Raw genomic sequence first — 16,403 nt, forward strand, 5'->3', positions numbered from 1 at the left:
TAACCATACCGACGTTCTGCGTCATGGGGCGTGCACAGATGGGCTTGTCGTGGGATGATGGATGCAGCATGCCCGGCCGCTATCCAGCGGTGAGAAAAGCCAACGAAAGGGGAAGCCATGCAAGCCGTCCTCGGCATCGATATCGGGGGTACCAGCATCAAGGCGGGATTGTTCTCGCCCGAGGGCGAGCTCCTCGAGGAACGCAAGATTCCTACGCCCGCACTTGTGACGTCGGAAGCGTTTGCCGTTGTGACGGACGGCATCACGCGCCTCCTCGCCGCCCATGACAATACGCCGGAAGACGTCATTGCCTGCGGACTCGACATCCCTGGCCCCGTTGCGGACGACGGTACTGTGGGCTTTCTCCCCAACATCGAGCTCGACCCGGATGGCCTTGTCGCCGCGATGAGCGCTGCCTTCCCCAATGCCTCGATTGCCTTCGTAAACGACGCCAACGCCGCCGCGCTGGGCGAGCTCTGGGCAGGGGTTGCCCATGGCGTCTCGAGCTTTGTGCTCATCGCCCTGGGCACGGGCGTGGGCGCCGGCGTGGTGGTAAACGGACGCCTGGTCGCAGGTGCCTTTGGCGCCGGCGGCGAGGTGGGTCACATCACGGTGAACCCCCACGAAACGGAGACCTGTGGGTGCGGGCGCCACGGCTGCCTCGAGCAGTACGCCTCCGCAAAGGGCATCGTTCGCCTCTACCTCAATGAGTGCGAGAGGCGCGGCGTCACGCCGGTGCACGTGGAGCACGCCACCGACACGCTCTCGGTGTTCCGTGCCCTCGCGAAGGGCGACGAGTGCGCAAAGATTGCCGTGGACCAGATGTGCGAGTACCTTGCCCTTGCCATGTCGCAGATCTCCTGCATCGTTGATCCCGCCATGTATCTCATCGGTGGTGGAGTGGCTGGCTCGTTTGCGACGTTTGCGCCCGAGCTCCGCCAGCGCTTCCAGGCGCACTCCCTCTCCACGTGCAAGGACGTTGCCATTGAGGCGGCGTCCCTTGGCAACCAGGCAGCCATGTACGGCTGTGCCTACGAGGCGCTGCGTATGCGCAAGGAGTCAGTGGGGGAGTAGCGCATGGGTGAGCCTGCTTTCGACATAGTCGCAGTTACGGGTTGCCCCACGGGCATAGCCCACACGTTCATGGCTGCCGCCGCGCTTGAGAAGGCGGCCCAGGATCGTGGCCTTACCATTAAGGTCGAGACGCACGGCCAGGTGGGCGTCGAGGGCAGGCTCACGCCAGATGAGATTGCACGTGCGAGGGGCGCGATCGTTGCCTCGGACCGTGACGTGAATGCCGGGCGTTTCTCAGGACGACCCACCGTGATCGTTCCTGTGACCGATGCCATCATGGACCCCAATGCCCTTATCGACCGGGCGTTCTCCATTGCCGAGGACTACATTGCCAACCTCGACTCGAAAGGCGACGCGGCAGCGAAGGCTGCGGCACACGCGGCTGCCGCAGCCGGGGGCAGAGCAGAGCACGACGATGACACGGGCCCCCTCCATGCCTTCTACCGCCACATCATGGGTGGCATCAACCACACGCTGCCCTTCCTCGTGGTTGGCGGCATTCTCACCGCAGCGGCGCAGCTCATGGGCACCCCTGCGGGCTTTGTGCCCGATGCGCTCTACGCCATAGGGCGGCTGATGGTGCTTCTCGCCATGCCGGTTCTCTCGGCCCACATTGCCGAGTCCATCGCCGGCAGGCCGGCCATTGTCTCGGGTTATGCCGTGGGGCTTATCGCCGAGGCGGGCCTTGCCGAAAACGCCTCTACCTGGGGTGTCATCACGGGCCTGGCGTTCTCGGGAGGCCCCGGCTTCATTGGGGCCGTTGTGGGAGGGTTTCTCGCCGGCTACATCACAAAGGCCCTCATGCGGGGGCTCATTCGCCTGCCCAAGCTCATAGACGGTCTCAAGGTGGGCGTGCTCTATCCACTGGTTCCCACCGTGGTCGCGGGCCTTGTCATGTGCGCCATTGCTGCTCCCACGGCTGGCATGAGCCGCGTCTTTACGGAGATCCTCGGCTCCTGCGTCCTGGCGGCCCCCGTCGTCGCAGGAGTTTTGCTGGGGTGCCTCTGCGCTTGGGACTTTGGCGGGCCCGTGAACAAGGTTGCCTTTGTCACGGGCGTGCTCACGCTCATGACGGGGCTGCTCGAGGGAGGGGGGAGCCTTGCCTATGCTGCGGGCACCGCAATCACGGCGGCCGTGTCTGCTGCGTGCATGACGCCTCCCATCGTGACGAGCATTGCGTGTGCCCTTGTGCCCTCGGCCTTCTCGACAGACGAGCGCAGGGAGTCCCGCAAGAACCTCGTGCTTGGGATCACCCACGTGACGGAGGGCACGATTCCCTTCGTGAAGGATGGTCCCGCCGCGGCGCGGCCCATCATGATGGCGTCATCGTCGCTTGCGGCCGTCCTGAGCTTCGTGTGGGGCGTGCGCTCCCCCTCGCCCGTAGGCGGCTTGCTCATCTGCCCGGTGGTGACGGGTTGGCAATGGTGGCTGCTTGCAGTTCTTCTTGGGAGCATTGCGGGCGGCGTGCTCTTTGCGCTTGCCAAACGGTATGATGGACATAGAGCTTCCGAGAGCGTCTCGTAAGGAGTTGACATGAGCGAATTTGTTTCTGCATCGCACGTCTATCTCGACAACCCCGCCACCAACGTGGACGAGGTCTTGCACTTCTTGGCCGACAAGTTTGTCGCCAACGGTGTCGCTGCCTCTGCCGATGACATCTACGAGGCCTTCAAGAACCGTGAGGAGGAGGGCACCACCGGCATGATGGGCGGCTTTGCCATTCCTCACGCCAAGTGCCCAGGCAGCAAGGAGGCCTCGGTCGTCGTCGTGAAGTTCGCTGGTGACGTGGACTGGAACACCATGGACGGCAACCCCGTCCACTGCGCCATCGCACTGCTCATCCCCGAGGGCGACTCTCCGGCCCCGCAGCTCCGCGTGCTCTCGAAGGCCGCCGTCCTGCTCATGGACGCCGACTTCCGACAGAAGGTCCTGGACTCCACGAGCGCAGATGAGATTGCCTCGATCATCAATGACGGCCTTGGCCAGTAAGGCTCTGTGACTGGCCTCAGCTGTCCTTGCTTGAGCGTTTGCCCTCTGGCACCCGGTGGATGCCGGAGGGCTTTTTGCTGGCGAGGCGCGCGCGTCCCTCCGTCTCGTGTGGATTCACCGTTTAGGCCCAGCTAACCGTTCGGAATTCCCGGTTGCATTGGAAGCGACATGACGGTCGTCTCGCGCTCGCGGAGTGCCTCTGCGGCCTCCATGCACGCCCTCCCTCGCCTCGAGTGCCAATCCTGGTGGCAGAGGCTCCGATTATGAAGGACCTCTCCCCGCATCGAGCCCTGATGATACCTTGAAGGCATGGACAATGGCAGGGAGAGTGAGCGGGGAAGGGGTATGTATGGGTCTGTTTGGCAAGAAGGACAGGCAAGCCGATGGGAGGAAGAAGCCCAAAGAGCGCAAGCCGCACCTGGTGCGTAAGAGCATCGGGCTTGTGCTGGCCGCGGGCTTTCTGGCAGTCGTGCTCGTACTGGGGTCGATATTGGGCGGAAGCATGGGTTCGCTGGTGACGCGCCTCTTTGGCTCGCCCGCCGACGCGCCCAGCTCCCAGACGGTGCAAGAGACAAACGGCACGGCGCGCCAGGCCGCCGACCAGGTCGAGGAAGAGGGGGCCATCCTTCTCCAGAACAGCGACGCGACGCTGCCCCTCTCGCCCGACGTCACGCGCGTGAACGTGTTTGGCTGGGCGTCTGTCGACTGGCTTGGTGGAGGCTCTGGCTCCGGCGGTGTCTCCTCCACCGAGGTAGGCCTGCTCGACGCACTCAAGTCCTACGGCATCGAGACAAACGAGGACCTCACCAAGATGTACGAGGACTTCCATGCCGCGGGCCAGCGCCCCAAGACGCTTGCGAGCAAGCCGTCTGAGTCGAGCGTGCTCTACGAGCCCTCGATCAGCAATCGCGACTACTACACGGACGGCCTTCTCAACGGGGCAAAGGACTTCTCGGACACCGCCATCGTGGTCCTGCAGCGCTACTCGGGCGAGTCCAACGACATGCCACTCGAGCAGTACAAGGTCACGACAAAGGACGGTGACGTCCAGGTGGACGCCAGCCGGACCTCGCTAGACCTCTCAACAGAGGAGGAAGAGCTTCTCGCATACGTGGGCGCCAACTATGCCCACGTCATCGTTGTGGCAAACGCTGCCAACGCGATGTCTTTGGGGGCCGTGGAGTCTACACCGGGTGTTGACGCGGTGCTGTGGGCAGGATATACGGGCCAGTACTCCGCAGAGGTGCTGCCCAAGATCTTGTGGGGAGAGGTCAACCCCTCGGGACGCACGGCGGACACGTTTGCCTATGACTTCTCCACGGCACCGAGCTATGCCAACGCAAGCGAGCACGTGGGAGCCTACATTGGGGCGGATGGCCTCTACCCCGCGGACGGCACCCAGATGGGCAACTTCTCGAGCCCAGAACCCTACACGCAGGTCTCGTACGTTGACTACGCCGAGGGCATCTACGTGGGCTACAAGTGGTACGAGACGGCAGATGCCGAGGGGTTCTGGAGTGCGACGTCGAACGAGCACGGCACGGGCTATGAGGGCGTGGTCCAGTACCCGTTTGGCTACGGCCTCTCGTACACGAGCTTTGGCTGGCAGGTAGTGGACGAGCCGGAGCAGGGCTCTGCGCTGGGCGACAAGACCTCCATCACGGTGCGCGTGACCAACACGGGCAGCGTTGCCGGCAAGGACGTCGTGGAGCTCTATTACTCGGCACCCTACACGGCAGGCGGCATCGAGAAGAGCGCCGTGGTCCTGGGCGACTACGCCAAGACCGGTCTGCTTGCCCCTGGCGAATCCCAAGACGTCACGCTCTCGGTGGATGCGCGCTCGATGGCGAGCTATGACGCCTACGACGCCAACGGCAACGGCTTTGTCGGCTACGAGCTCGACCCCGGCACCTATACGCTGACGCTTCGCCATGACGCGCATACGGTTGACGCGGCGGATGGCGCGACCCTCTCGCTTACGCTTTTCGAGGGCAGACAGTTTGCCACAGACGAGAAGACCGGCGAGACCGTCTCGAACAAGTTCACCGGCGATGCCGCAGTGGACGGCGTGGGCGTGGACGGGCTGGGCTCCGGGCAGGACATCACCTACCTCACGCGCGCGGACTTTGCGGGCAGCTGGCCTGCGGTTGCCTCTTCTCGCGAGATGCCCCAGAGCGTGGCCGCGCTTAACCTCTACTCCGCCGATCAGCTTGCGGCTGATGATGCCCGTGAGGCCACGATGCCTGCCACGGGTGCCAAGAACGGGCTTGCCATCGAGGAGAACGGCGTCATCACCGATCTGGGGCGCGAGCTGGGCGCAAGCTACGACGACCCCCAGTGGGACAACCTTCTCGACCAGCTGACGGTCTCCGAGATGGAGAACATGGTCGCGAACGGCTACTCCGGCACCTCGGCTCTACCCAGCGTGGGACGCGACTATGAGACGCGCGAACTCGACGGCCCGGCGCAGGTGGGCGGCTTTGTGCCGACGAACCCCGGCACCGGATTCCCAAGCGCCACCGTGCTCGCCCAGACCTGGAACCGCGACTTGGCACTGCAGATGGGGCTTCTTTGCGGCGAGCAGGCCTCTCAGCGCGGGCTCTCCGGCTGGTACGCACCGGCGACCAATATCCACAGGAGCCCCTTCAACGGGCGCAACTACGAGTACTACTCGGAAGACCCGCTGCTCTCTGGTCAGACCTGCGGAAACGTGGTGGCGGGTGCAAGAAATGCCGGCGTGTACTGCTACGTCAAGCACTTCATCTGCAACGACGGCGAGGCAGGCGTCTACCGTGACGGCATCTACACCTGGATGGGCGAGCAGGCGCTGCGCGAGGAGTACCTCGAGCCCTTCCGCCAGGTGGTCGAGGACTTTGGCGGAACCGCCCTCATGAGCTCCTATGGTCGCATTGGCGCCGTGTGGGCGGGTGGCAGCGAGGCGCTGCTCGCGGGCGTGCTTCGTGGCGAGTGGGGCTTTGACGGCGTGGTCGTCACCGACTACTCCGACCACCCGGCATACATGAACGGTGACCAGGCCCTGCGGCATGGCGGAGACCTCTGGATGTGCATGGGTGGCTCCCTGACGACTGACTCAGGCTCTGCAAGCTACGTGAGCGAGCTGCGCCGTGCGACGAAGGATGCGCTGTTCGCCTACCTCGACGCTCGTGTGGCCAACGAGAGCTACGTAGCGTCTACGGGCGATACCGCCGCCGCACGTCCGGCAAGCTCTGCAATCACGACGCCGGTTCCTCTCGTCTTGAACGTGCTTCGAGCTGTTGCGCTGGCGCTTGTCGGCCTGGCCGTCTGGCGTCTGCTCGTGGGCATCCGCCTCAGGCGAGACAAGGGGAGTTCCCCCTTGTCTCGCGCGAGCAATGCTTCCCTGCGATAACACGAATATGACGGTCGATTGTGCGGGCCTCGACAAAAAGGGGGCCTGCACAATTGTCTGTGCAGGCCTCGGATGAGACAAGGAGGAACTCCCCTTGTCTCATGCCTTGTTGGTGGAGCCGAGGTTGTCCATGTGGGATGCGACGACCCTGTAGATCTCCTCCATGCCGGGCTTCGAGGGCTTCTTGGGATCGAAGTTGCCGGGGTTCTCGGCCATGTAGCCCATGAACCCATGGGTGAAGGCCTGGCGCAGCTCGGTGGCATAGTTCACCTTGCAGATGCCGTTCTGGATGGCCTCGGCGACCTGGTCATCGGGCACGCCGGAGGTGCCGTGAAGAACCAGCGGCACGTCGACGCGGTTGCGGATTTCCTTGAGGACGCCCTGCTCGATGTGCGGGGTGCCCTTGTAGACGCCGTGCGCAGTGCCCACGCCAACGGCGAGCGAGCTGCACTTGGTGCGGTTCACGAACTCCTCGGCCTCATCGGGGTCGGTGTAGGGGTTCTCGCCCTTGACCGCCGGACCGTCGTCCTCCTTGCCGCCAACCTTGCCAAGCTCGGCCTCCACGGGAACGCCCATGGCGATGGCGACCTTGGTCACGCTCTCGGTGAGGGCCATGTTGTCCTCGAAGGGCACGTGGGAGCCGTCGATCATGACGGAGGTGTAGCCGGCGCGCAGCGCCTGCATGCAGCGGTCGAAGCTGTCGCCATGGTCGAGGTGCAGGGCAACGGGAACGCTCGCCTGCTCGGCGGCAACGCGCACCATGGCAACGAAGTAGTCGAGGCTGGCGTACCTCACGGTGCCCGGGGTGGTCTGCATGATGACGGGGGAGTGCTTGTCCTCGGCTGCCTTGACGACAGCCATCACGAACTCGAGGCTTTCCACGTTGAACGCACCCACGGCGTAGTGGCCGGCTTGGGCGTCGAGCAGCATTTCCCTGGTTGTGACGAGCATCGTACTCTCCCTTCGCATGCCCGCGATTCGTGTCGCGGGGCTTTCCCTATCGTGCAAGGCGATTGTATCGTGCGTGGTTGCCGGTGCGGCTCCATGCGTTTGCACGTCGGTGGATCTGGTGGCACAAAACGAAAAGAGAGTGCAAGGTGGACGAGTGGGGAAGCGTCTTGGCGGGCTTGTCGTAGCTTTCCTAAACGCAGAAAAGAAAGAAATTATCTTGTGGTATCTTTCTTTTTGACAAAGGCTTGGAAACATGATTTGCACACATGCGCTATGCAAGCGGCCGGGGGGTGCCACATGACGGAGTTTGCCGAAGAGAGGCGAGCAGCGATTCTCTCAATGCTTGAGAGGAGCTCGTCCGTGCAGGTGGCGGAGGTAGCAGACGCGCTGGGTGTGTCCCGTGTTACCGCGCGAGCAGACCTCGACGCCCTTGCGCGTGATGGCAAGCTGCGCCGTACGCATGGCGGCGCAGTGTCGCTCTCCCGTACGCTCACGGTGTCGATACAGGACCTGCGCGTCAACGTGAACGCCGAGGCCAAGCGTGCCATTGCGCGCGTGGCGGCAACGCTTGTGGAGCCGGGCCAAGCCGTGCTCGTGGACACGGGGACCACGGGCCTCGAGCTTGTGCGTGCCCTTGGCGAGAGGGGCGGGGTCACCATTGTGACCGCAGACCTCACCATTGCCGACTACGTTGACCGTTCGATGCCCTCGGCAGAGGTCGTGCTTCTGGGCGGGGCGCTTCGCAAGGGCCACCGCTACACCTCGGGTGCCGTGGCGGTCTCGGCGCTTTCCATGCTGCGACCCGACGTCGCCTTCGTGTGCCCTACGGCCTTTGCCCCTGGCCGAGGCTTCATGACCGGCTACGAGGGCATGGCCGAGCTCAAGCGGGCGTTTCTCGCATGCGCGGGCACAGCCTGTGTGCTCATGGATGCAAGCAAAGTGGGCGCTCGGGGCCTCTTCTTCTTTGGCGACGTTGGTGACGCCGACGTCATCGTGATGGAGAAGGACCCCGAAGGTACCGTTGCCAGCTGTCTTGAGGACGTGCCAACCCGGCTGTTCCTAGCCGGGGAGTAGGGCCGAGAACAACCTACAAGCCGAGTGCCCCTACGCCACGCGCTCCACGCTAGTACCGTCCATGAGTCCGCGGGCAACCTCCATGTCAAAGTGACCGGTCGAGGCAGACATGCAGTTGGCGCTTGCGCAGGCCATCGCGTAGCGCAGCTGCTCTGTGGGCCTCATTTTGCGAGCCATCGACACGGCAAACGCGCCAACCATGGTGTCACCTGCGCCCACGGGGTTTACGACCTCGATCTTGGGGGCAATGCCGCGGAAAGTCCCCTCCGCGCATGCCATCACAGCGCCGTCACCACCAAGAGACACCACCACCTGCGCAATGCCGCGCTTGCAAAGCTCGCGTGCGGCCGTGATGACCTCGTCCGTCGAGGAGACCTTGCGACCGGGTATCTGGCCGATCTCGTCGGTGTTGGGCTTCACCATAGTGGGGAGGGCGTCAATGCTTCTCTTGAGCGTGGTCCCTGAGGTATCAAGGATGCAGGGCTTGCCCAGCGAGCGCACTAGCTTGATGAGACGCGCGTAGGTGTCTGCGGGCAGGCCCCTGGGGAAGCTGCCGTTCATAGTTACCACGTCCGCGCATGCGGCAAGCGAGGAGAGATGCCCCTCAAGGGTCCCAAGCTCCCCTTCCGTGATTTCGCGGCCAGGCTCCAAGAACTCGGTGGAGAGCCCATCGGGCTCGAGCACGTTCACGCAGCAGCGCGTCTCGGTTGCAACCTCAACAAAGTCATGGGGAATTCCGTCACGGTCGAGAAGCTCACAGAGAAGCCGCCCATTGTTGCCGCCCACAAAGCCGGTCGCGAGAACCTCCTCGCCGCACGTGGCAACGGAGCGCGAGGCGTTGAGGCCCTTGCCGCCGGCGTTGTCGATGCACTCCGCCACGCGCATGACGGTGCCACGCTCGAGGGTGGAGGGGATGCGATAGGCCTTGTCGATAGAGGTGTTGAGCGTGACGGTGAGAATCACGGCGCTCCTCCCTGTGTTCTGGGGTGCGAATATAATACCAGTTCCTGAAAGACCATAGCGACCAATACAAGCCCGTCTGTTGGTGGCAATCACTTGATATACCAGAAATAGTATGAGAGTATGCGATAAATCTTGGGGTAAGACAAGCTGGTATTTGGATAAAGAGACCACTACCAGCAGAAATATCTGTGACCGATATGAATTTTCCCGTAAGCGGCATACAGGACAGAAAAACCAAAATTTCTCTGGACTAATTACGAAGGTCTTGTAAAGTGGCTTTAGTTGAAACGTGGTAATAACCAGTAACCGGAAAGCACGACGGATGTAACAGGGAGGTTCCCAAACGGAACCAGAAGTCTTCTGGCCCGTATGGTGAGTTGAGGATTCCGTCAGAGGAGGACGTGCATGGTCGGATTTGTGCTCACTGGTCACGGAGATTTCGCCGTGGGGCTCGAGAGCTCCGTCAAGATGATTGCCGGGTCGCAGGAGGAGTTCGACATCGTCCCGTTCCACGAGGACGAGGCCGGTGAGTTCCCCCAAAAGCTCGCAGGTGCCATTGCGGCATCCGCTGAGCGCAATAGCGGCGTCGTCGTCTTCTGTGACCTTATGGGCGGCACGCCGTTCAACCAGGCAATGATGAACACCCAGGCTGTTCCCGGTGTTGAGGTTGTCGCGGGCACCAACCTGCCCATGCTCCTCGAGGCTCTCACCACTCGCGTGCCCGACTCCACCACACAGGAGCTTGTTGACTGCGCCGTGGAGGCAGGCAAGGAGGGTGTTGCTCATATGGTTCTCTCGGTCGATGAGGACGAGGATGACTTCGAGGGCGAAGGCCTGTAATGGGCTTCTGGCAGAACGTGCTTGGCCCCTGTGCTGCTCATACCCATCGCCACCATGGGCGTTGCCTATGCGATTCAGGAGATGGCCGAAAAGTGAGTACGGTCTCCGGAATGCGTCGAACGTTTTAGGTCGTTGGCAGGGAAGCTCTCGCCCGCAAACTGCGGGAGGGTATGAGAAAGGGGAAGCAGGTATGGCTGAGCCCAACATTCTTCTTACCAGGATCGACAACCGCCTGATTCACGGTCAGGTGGTTACCCAGTGGACGAGCACCATCGGCGCCAACCTCCTGCTCGTTGCAAACGACGAGGTCGCCGCCAACCCCATGCGCCAGAAGCTTATGAACATGGCTGCTCCGCAGGGTGTCGCTACGAGGTACTTCTCTATCCAGAAGACCATCGACGTCATCCACAAGGCGGCTCCGCGTCAGCACATCTTTATCATCGTCGAGACCCCCGAGGACGCCCTGCGTCTCGTCAAGGGCGGCGTGCCCATCAAGAAGCTCAACATTGGCAACATGCACATGTCTGAGGGCAAGCGCCAGGTTGCCACCTCCGTCGCAGTGAATGACGGGGACGTCGCGGCCTTCCGTGCACTGCAAGGTGCGGGCGTGGAGCTCTCGATCCAGCGCGTTCCGAGCACCCCTGTCGAGGCAACCGCGAAGCTCTTCTCGTAGCCTCCTCGTCTTTGCAGCAACCCATGTTTGGCCGTACGCACCCGTGAGGGACGGGTGCTGGCGATGGCTTTCTCTCTATCCGTTGCACGTGGTACAGGAACCATTGGAAAGGAGGAACAAGGATGGAATACAACGCACTCCAGGTGATCTTGGTCTTCATCGTCACGTTCATCGCGGCTATCGACCAGTTCAGCTTCCTCGAGTCTCTGTATCAGCCGATCGTCACCGGTGCGGTGATCGGCCTCATCCTTGGCGACGTGCAGACCGGCCTCATCGTCGGTGGCACGTACCAGCTCATGACGATTGGTAATATGCCAATCGGAGGTGCCCAGCCGCCCAACGCGGTTGTCGGTGGCATCATGGCAGCAATTCTAGCAATTACCCTCGATCTTGACCCGAATGCCGCTGTCGCTACTGCCATCCCGTTCTCCCTGCTCGGCCAGTACGGCGTGACCCTGATCTTCACGATCATGTCGCCCCTTATGTCCAAGTGCGACCAGTACGCCGCCGAGGCTAACCCCAAGGGCATCGAGCACATCAACTACCTCTCGATGTGCCTGCTCGGCCTCATCTTCGGCGTCGTCGTCACCCTATTCTTCATCGGTGGCCAGGCCGTTGGCAAGACCGTCGTTGATGCCATTCCCGTATGGCTCAGCAAGGGCCTCTCCGCTGCCGGTGGCATGATGCGCTTCGTCGGCTTTGCCATCCTGCTCAAGTTCATGATGAACCGCGATATGTGGGGCTTCTACTTTATGGGCTTCGGCCTTGCCATCATCGTCTCCGGCATCTCTTCCCTGGCAACCCCGGCCCTGCTGATCCTGGCCCTCATCGGCTTCGGCATCGCCTACTGGGACTACCAGCAGAACACCGAGCTCAAGGGCTCCGTTGCAGTTGCTAACACCGATGGAGGTGAGGAAGATGGCATCTAACGAGACTGAGACCGTTAATCGTTTCGAGGGCGCGACCCACTACCAGGACCTCACTCCTGCCCCTAACCTCGACCAGGCTACGCTCAACAAGATGGCCTGGCGCTCCTGCTTCCTGCAGGCGTCCTTCAACTATGAGCGCATGCAGTCCGCAGGTTGGCTCTACTCCATCCTCCCTGGTCTCGAGAAGATTCACACGGACAAGGAAGACCTTGCCCTCTCGATGACCCACAACATGGAGTTCTTCAACATCCACCCGTTCCTCGTCACCTTCGCCATGGGCATCATCCTGTCCATGGAGCAGAAGAAGGTTGACATCCCGACGATCCGCGCCGTCCGCGTCTCCCTCATGGGCCCGCTTGGTGGCATCGGCGACGCCATCTTCTGGATGACGCTCGTGCCAATCCTGGCCGGCATTACCTCGAACATGGCTATCGCGGGCAACATCTTTGGCCCCATCCTGTTCCTCGTCGTCTTCAACGTAATCCAGTTCGCCATCCGCTTTGGCCTCATGAACTGGTCCTACAAGATGGGCATGACGGCGCTCGACTCCCTCATGGAGCACATGCAGGCGTTCACCCGTGCCGCCTCCATCCTCGGCGTCTTCGTCGTTGGCTGCCTCACCGTCACCATGGGTGGCACCCAGATCAACGTCACCATCCCCAACGGCACCAGTCAGTCCTATGTTGCCCACACCACGACCGTCCCCACCAGTGACGTGAGCAAGTTCGAGGTCATCTCCACCGACACCGATGGCACCGTGCTCTCTGGCATGGTCTCGGCTGACGGTGCGCCTCTCGCCACCACCGACGCCGACGGCAACGCCGTGACCGCTGGCGCGACCGACCTTGGCAATGGCATGAGCGAGGTCACCTACATGACGACTGTGACCACCCCGGTCACCATCGACATCGCAAGCATCCTCAACAGCATCTGCCCCAAACTTGTCCCGCTCGCGCTCGTCATGCTCCTGTACTACCTGTTCTCCAAGAAGAACTTCACCCCCATCAAGGGTATCGTTCTCGTGCTCGCCATCGGCATCGTTGGTGCTGGATTTGGCATTTGGCCCAGCATCTGGGGCTAGGTTCTAAGACTGCCGCGTTCCCGGGGCGGCCCGCCGCCCCGGGCGTGCTTCTTCAAAGATGCACGTGCGGCGTATTCTCTGGACAATGGTTGGTGCGGGTGCGCTTGCGCGTGCTCGCGCCTTTTTGGGACGGTGAGCCATGAACCCCATTTCGAGGAAGCAGCCTCTCTACGACCAGCTCGTCGACCTTCTCCACGAGAAGATCGAGAACGAGATGGGTCCCGGTGACTTGCTTCCCTCCGAGCGTGAGCTCTGCGAGACGTATGGTCTTTCCCGCACGACTGTGCGACTGGCCTTGGCGGAGCTTGAGCAGCAGGGACTTGTGACAAGGCAGCACGGCAGAGGCACGTTTGTCGCCAACACCACGCGCGAGGCAACGAACCTTATGAGCACCTACAGCTTCACGGAGCAAATGAGGAGCCTGGGAAGGGTTCCTCAGACGGTGGTTCTGGAGTTCGACACGCGAGAGGCGCCAAAGCACATTGCCGCATGCCTTGGGCTTCGCATAGGAGACCCGGTCATTCGCATGAAGCGGCTGCGGCTTGCAGACGGTACGCCTATGATGGTCGAGCGAACCTACCTGCCGGCCTCTGAGTTCATTGGCCTATCTCGCGAGGATGTGGAGCGCCAGCCGCTCTATGACATTGTCGAGAAGGTCTACCACGAGACCATACGCGTCGCAGACGAGGAGTTCTGCGCCAGCGTTGTCCATATGGATGACGCCGAGCTGCTGGGCATCCCCGAATCCGCTCCGGTTCTTAAGCTCTACCGCACCACCTATAACGTCAAGAACACGGCCATCGAGTACACGCGCAGCGTGGCACGCGCTGACCAGTTCAAGTACAAGGTCTCACACTATCGGGGCTAGGGAAGGCCCCCGGGAGGAGAAGGCATGTTCGAGAAGGACGAGGCCACGCTCGAGTCCATGGGCGCTCGGATCACCACGGACGAGATTCGCCAGCAGCCCGACCTGTGGGAGGACACCCTCAAGATCTACGAGGACAACCTCGCCGCCATCAATGCATTTCTCGCTAGGGCCCGCGAGCTGGGCGGCTCTCATCGCACTCGCGTGATCTTCTGCGGTGCCGGCACCTCGGCCTACGTGAGCGACACGCTCGTTCCGTATCTGCGCCATGCTGGTGATAGCGATGCATTCGAGTTTGCCCCGGTTGCCACAACAGATGTCGTATGCGCGCCGCTCGACTACGTTCGCCCTGAAGACCCCACCGTCATGGTTTCATTTGCGCGCAGTGGCAACAGCCCCGAGAGCATGGCTGCCTATGAGCGTGTCGGACAGGTTGCCAAGGATCTCCTATATCTCAATGTGACCTGCGCTTCCGAGGGCAAGCTCGCCCAGGAGTCCAAGGACGACGACCGCGCTCTCACGCTGCTCATCCCGCGTGCAAATGATAAGGGCTTCGCCATGACGGGCAGCTACTCCTGCATGCTGCTCCTCTCTGCCCTGGTTTTTGACCGGGCACCCCTCGTGGAGAAGCGCGCTTGGGTCGCGCGTGCGGCCAAGATGGGCCGAGAGGTCGTCTCTCGTGAGTCAGAGATCGAGGCTTGGGTTGGTCGCGACTTTGACCGTGTCACCTATCTGGGCTCCGCCTCCCTCTCCGGCCTCGCGCGCGAGGGCCAGCTGAAGATCCTTGAGCTCTGCGCTGGTCGCATCGCCACCTCGTTTGACTCCTCGATGGGCTATCGTCATGGGCCGAAGTCCTTCGTCAACCCCAAGACGCTCGTTTTTGACTTCGTGAGCAACGACCCCTACACCCGCCAGTACGACCTCGACATCTTGAACGAGATCAACGGCGACGGCATCGCGCTGGCCACCGTTGGCATTCAGCAGCGTACCGGCAGCGACTTTGAGGGCGAGGCCTTCTCGTTCGATGGCGACGAGCTTCTCCCCGAAGCGTACCTTGCTCTCCCGTTCGCGATGCTCGCCCAGACGGTCGCGATCAATGCCTCCGTCAAGGTTGGCAACACCCCCGACACCCCCTCGCCTACCGGCACCGTGAACCGCGTGGTCAAGGGCGTGACGATTCACCCGTTTAGCCTGTAGTTTGTTGTCGTGGGGCGTTTGGCGTGGGACCCCAAGGGTATACCTTGGTTGATTTTGAACCCCGTCGGACGCCCGCCCCTCTATGCAAGGTAAGGGCGTCTTGAAAGGAACGACAATGGCAACGTATGCGGTCCACGCCGCGCACTTCGTCCTCCCCGGAAGGCTCGCCGGCGAGGGCTACCTCATGGTGGAAGACGGCAAGTTTGGTACCTTTGCCACCAAGAAGCCCGATTGCGAGGTCGTCGAGCATGCTGGTTCCTACGTTGGCGCAGGCCTGGTTGATACCCACATCCACGGGTTCCACAACCACGCAACCACCGACATCGACCCGTCGGGCATCAACGACGCAAGCGTTGCGCTTGCCCGGCGCGGCACCACCTCCTGGCTGCCCACCACCTTTACCGATTCCATTGAGAGCATCGGCGAGCAGTGCGAGGCCATCGCAGATGCCGTCGATGCGCGCGACGAGGGGTTTGTTGGCGCTCGCATTCCAGGCATCTTCCTCGAGGGCCCCTTCTTTACCGAGAAGCACAAGGGCGCCCAGAACCCCAAGTATCTCGTGCCTCCTTCGTATGAGGCGTTTGAGGGCTGGCAGAAGAAGGCTCGTGGCCTCATCCGCAAGAGTGCGCTTGCTCCGGAATACCCCGAGTCCATCGACTACATCGAGCGCGTGACCTCCGAGGGCGTCGCCGCGGCCATCGGCCACACCGACGCCACCTACGAGCAGTCGATGGCGGCCGTGGATGCCGGCGCGACGGTCTTCGTGCACACCTACAACGGCATGCGTGGCCTCCGCCAGCGCGAGCCTGGCGTGCTTGGCTGCGCCATGACTACCGACTCGACGTACGCCGAGCTCATCGTCGACGGCCACCACGTGCAGCCCGCTGCCTGCGCTGCCCTCATCCGTGCCAAGGGCTGGGACCACGTCGTGCTCATCACGGACTGCCTGGCCTGTGGCGGCATGCCCGAGGGCGAGTACATGAGCGGCGGCCTGCCTGTTGTCATGAAGGATGGCCTCTGCTACCTGGCCGACATGAGCAGCATCGCTGGCTCTGTCCTCTCGCTGGCCCGCGGCGTGAAGAACGTTGTTGATTGGGGCATTGTCCCGCCCGAGCAGGCCATCCGCATGGGCAGCGAGGTCGCTGCGCGCTCGGCTGGCGTGGATGGCGTCTGCGGCAGCATGCTGCCCGGGCGCAATGCGGACTTCAACGTCTACGCAGCGGATATGACGCTCCAGGCAACCTACGTCGGCGGCAAGCTGGTGCCGACGGAGTAGGGACGGGGCACTTCTGTTTCTTCGCGAAAGCTAGGCTCCGGCGTCAAATTGGTGCCGGAGCCTTTCTTCTCGACGTAGTGGCTGCAGATTTGGCCACAGGCAG

Annotated in this window: 14 protein-coding genes; 12 read left to right on the forward strand and 2 right to left on the reverse strand. The window is 62.4% G+C overall.

Going from position 1 to position 16,403, the window contains the following annotated elements:
- The first annotated feature begins 117 nt into the window (after positions 1 to 117).
- From ACO59D_RS04945 to ACO59D_RS04960, 4 genes are all read left to right on the forward strand, one after another.
- Entirely contained in the window at positions 118 to 1,074 is a 957-nt protein-coding gene (locus tag ACO59D_RS04945; RefSeq protein ID WP_485126018.1) for an ROK family protein, read from the forward strand.
- Between the two features lie 3 nt (positions 1,075 to 1,077).
- The gene (locus ACO59D_RS04950) at positions 1,078 to 2,598 is read left to right on the forward strand and encodes a PTS fructose transporter subunit IIC (RefSeq protein WP_485126019.1); all 1,521 of its coding nucleotides are present in this window, start codon (positions 1,078 to 1,080) and stop codon (positions 2,596 to 2,598) included.
- Between the two features lie 9 nt (positions 2,599 to 2,607).
- Complete coding sequence (locus ACO59D_RS04955; protein ID WP_485126020.1) at positions 2,608 to 3,063, forward strand: PTS sugar transporter subunit IIA; 456 nt, start codon at positions 2,608 to 2,610, stop codon at positions 3,061 to 3,063.
- A gap of 349 nt (positions 3,064 to 3,412) precedes the next feature.
- Entirely contained in the window at positions 3,413 to 6,451 is a 3,039-nt protein-coding gene (locus tag ACO59D_RS04960) for a glycoside hydrolase family 3 N-terminal domain-containing protein (protein WP_485126021.1), read from the forward strand.
- A gap of 99 nt (positions 6,452 to 6,550) precedes the next feature.
- On the opposite strand, the gene ACO59D_RS04965 is transcribed toward ACO59D_RS04960, so the two are convergent.
- Positions 6,551 to 7,402 carry a class II fructose-bisphosphate aldolase gene (locus ACO59D_RS04965; protein ID WP_485126022.1) on the reverse strand — a complete coding sequence of 284 codons (852 nt, stop codon included), beginning with the start codon at positions 7,400 to 7,402 and terminating at the stop codon, positions 6,551 to 6,553.
- Positions 7,403 to 7,699: 297 nt separating this feature from the next.
- Here ACO59D_RS04965 and ACO59D_RS04970 point away from each other — a divergent pair, with 297 nt between their 5' ends.
- Positions 7,700 to 8,476: a DeoR/GlpR family DNA-binding transcription regulator gene (locus ACO59D_RS04970; protein WP_130812906.1), complete on the forward strand. Its 777-nt coding sequence runs from the start codon at positions 7,700 to 7,702 to the stop codon at positions 8,474 to 8,476.
- A 30-nt stretch (positions 8,477 to 8,506) separates the two neighbouring features.
- Here ACO59D_RS04970 and ACO59D_RS04975 read toward each other — a convergent pair whose 3' ends face one another.
- Entirely contained in the window at positions 8,507 to 9,439 is a 933-nt protein-coding gene (locus ACO59D_RS04975) for a 1-phosphofructokinase family hexose kinase (protein WP_485126023.1), read from the reverse strand.
- A 405-nt stretch (positions 9,440 to 9,844) separates the two neighbouring features.
- On the opposite strand from ACO59D_RS04975, the gene ACO59D_RS04980 reads away from it, so the two are divergent.
- The 7 genes from ACO59D_RS04980 (at position 9,845) to nagA (ending at position 16,300) form a co-directional block, all read left to right on the forward strand.
- Positions 9,845 to 10,279, forward strand: coding sequence for a PTS sugar transporter subunit IIA (locus tag ACO59D_RS04980; RefSeq protein ID WP_485126024.1), 435 nt, complete (start codon positions 9,845 to 9,847; stop codon positions 10,277 to 10,279).
- Between the two features lie 190 nt (positions 10,280 to 10,469).
- Positions 10,470 to 10,952, forward strand: coding sequence for a PTS galactosamine transporter subunit IIB (gene agaB / locus ACO59D_RS04985; RefSeq protein WP_485126025.1), 483 nt, complete (start codon positions 10,470 to 10,472; stop codon positions 10,950 to 10,952).
- A 122-nt stretch (positions 10,953 to 11,074) separates the two neighbouring features.
- A complete protein-coding gene (locus ACO59D_RS04990; RefSeq protein ID WP_485126026.1) occupies positions 11,075 to 11,881 on the forward strand; it encodes a PTS mannose/fructose/sorbose/N-acetylgalactosamine transporter subunit IIC in 807 nt (268 codons plus the stop codon).
- Complete coding sequence (locus tag ACO59D_RS04995) at positions 11,871 to 12,962, forward strand: PTS system mannose/fructose/sorbose family transporter subunit IID (protein WP_485126027.1); 1,092 nt, start codon at positions 11,871 to 11,873, stop codon at positions 12,960 to 12,962. Before ACO59D_RS04990 ends, ACO59D_RS04995 begins: the two co-directional genes overlap by 11 nt.
- A 139-nt stretch (positions 12,963 to 13,101) precedes the next feature.
- Complete coding sequence (locus ACO59D_RS05000; RefSeq protein ID WP_485126028.1) at positions 13,102 to 13,830, forward strand: GntR family transcriptional regulator; 729 nt, start codon at positions 13,102 to 13,104, stop codon at positions 13,828 to 13,830.
- A 24-nt stretch (positions 13,831 to 13,854) separates the two neighbouring features.
- A complete protein-coding gene (locus tag ACO59D_RS05005) occupies positions 13,855 to 15,024 on the forward strand; it encodes an AgaS family sugar isomerase (protein WP_485126029.1) in 1,170 nt (389 codons plus the stop codon).
- A gap of 115 nt (positions 15,025 to 15,139) precedes the next feature.
- On the forward strand, positions 15,140 to 16,300 hold the full coding sequence (nagA, locus tag ACO59D_RS05010) for an N-acetylglucosamine-6-phosphate deacetylase (RefSeq protein ID WP_485126030.1): 1,161 nt from the start codon (positions 15,140 to 15,142) through the stop codon (positions 16,298 to 16,300).
- The last annotated feature ends 103 nt before the right edge of the window (positions 16,301 to 16,403 follow it).

It is taken from the genome of Tractidigestivibacter sp., from assembly GCF_057241865.1.

Excerpts from the sequence above, each read along its gene's own strand:
- ACO59D_RS04995 (WP_485126027.1), top strand. The coding sequence starts at position 11,871 with ATGGCATCTAACGAGACTGAGACCGTTAATCGTTTCGAGGGCGCGACC.
- nagA (WP_485126030.1), top strand. The coding sequence starts at position 15,140 with ATGGCAACGTATGCGGTCCACGCCGCGCACTTCGTCCTCCCCGGAAGG.
- ACO59D_RS04950 (WP_485126019.1), top strand. The coding sequence starts at position 1,078 with ATGGGTGAGCCTGCTTTCGACATAGTCGCAGTTACGGGTTGCCCCACG.
- ACO59D_RS04980 (WP_485126024.1), top strand. The coding sequence starts at position 9,845 with ATGGTCGGATTTGTGCTCACTGGTCACGGAGATTTCGCCGTGGGGCTC.
- ACO59D_RS04960 (WP_485126021.1), top strand. The coding sequence starts at position 3,413 with ATGGGTCTGTTTGGCAAGAAGGACAGGCAAGCCGATGGGAGGAAGAAG.
- ACO59D_RS04955 (WP_485126020.1), top strand. The coding sequence starts at position 2,608 with ATGAGCGAATTTGTTTCTGCATCGCACGTCTATCTCGACAACCCCGCC.
- ACO59D_RS04970 (WP_130812906.1), top strand. The coding sequence starts at position 7,700 with ATGACGGAGTTTGCCGAAGAGAGGCGAGCAGCGATTCTCTCAATGCTT.
- ACO59D_RS04945 (WP_485126018.1), top strand. The coding sequence starts at position 118 with ATGCAAGCCGTCCTCGGCATCGATATCGGGGGTACCAGCATCAAGGCG.
- ACO59D_RS04965 (WP_485126022.1), bottom strand. The coding sequence starts at position 7,402 with ATGCTCGTCACAACCAGGGAAATGCTGCTCGACGCCCAAGCCGGCCAC.
- ACO59D_RS04990 (WP_485126026.1), top strand. The coding sequence starts at position 11,075 with ATGGAATACAACGCACTCCAGGTGATCTTGGTCTTCATCGTCACGTTC.
- agaB (WP_485126025.1), top strand. The coding sequence starts at position 10,470 with ATGGCTGAGCCCAACATTCTTCTTACCAGGATCGACAACCGCCTGATT.
- ACO59D_RS05005 (WP_485126029.1), top strand. The coding sequence starts at position 13,855 with ATGTTCGAGAAGGACGAGGCCACGCTCGAGTCCATGGGCGCTCGGATC.
- ACO59D_RS05000 (WP_485126028.1), top strand. The coding sequence starts at position 13,102 with ATGAACCCCATTTCGAGGAAGCAGCCTCTCTACGACCAGCTCGTCGAC.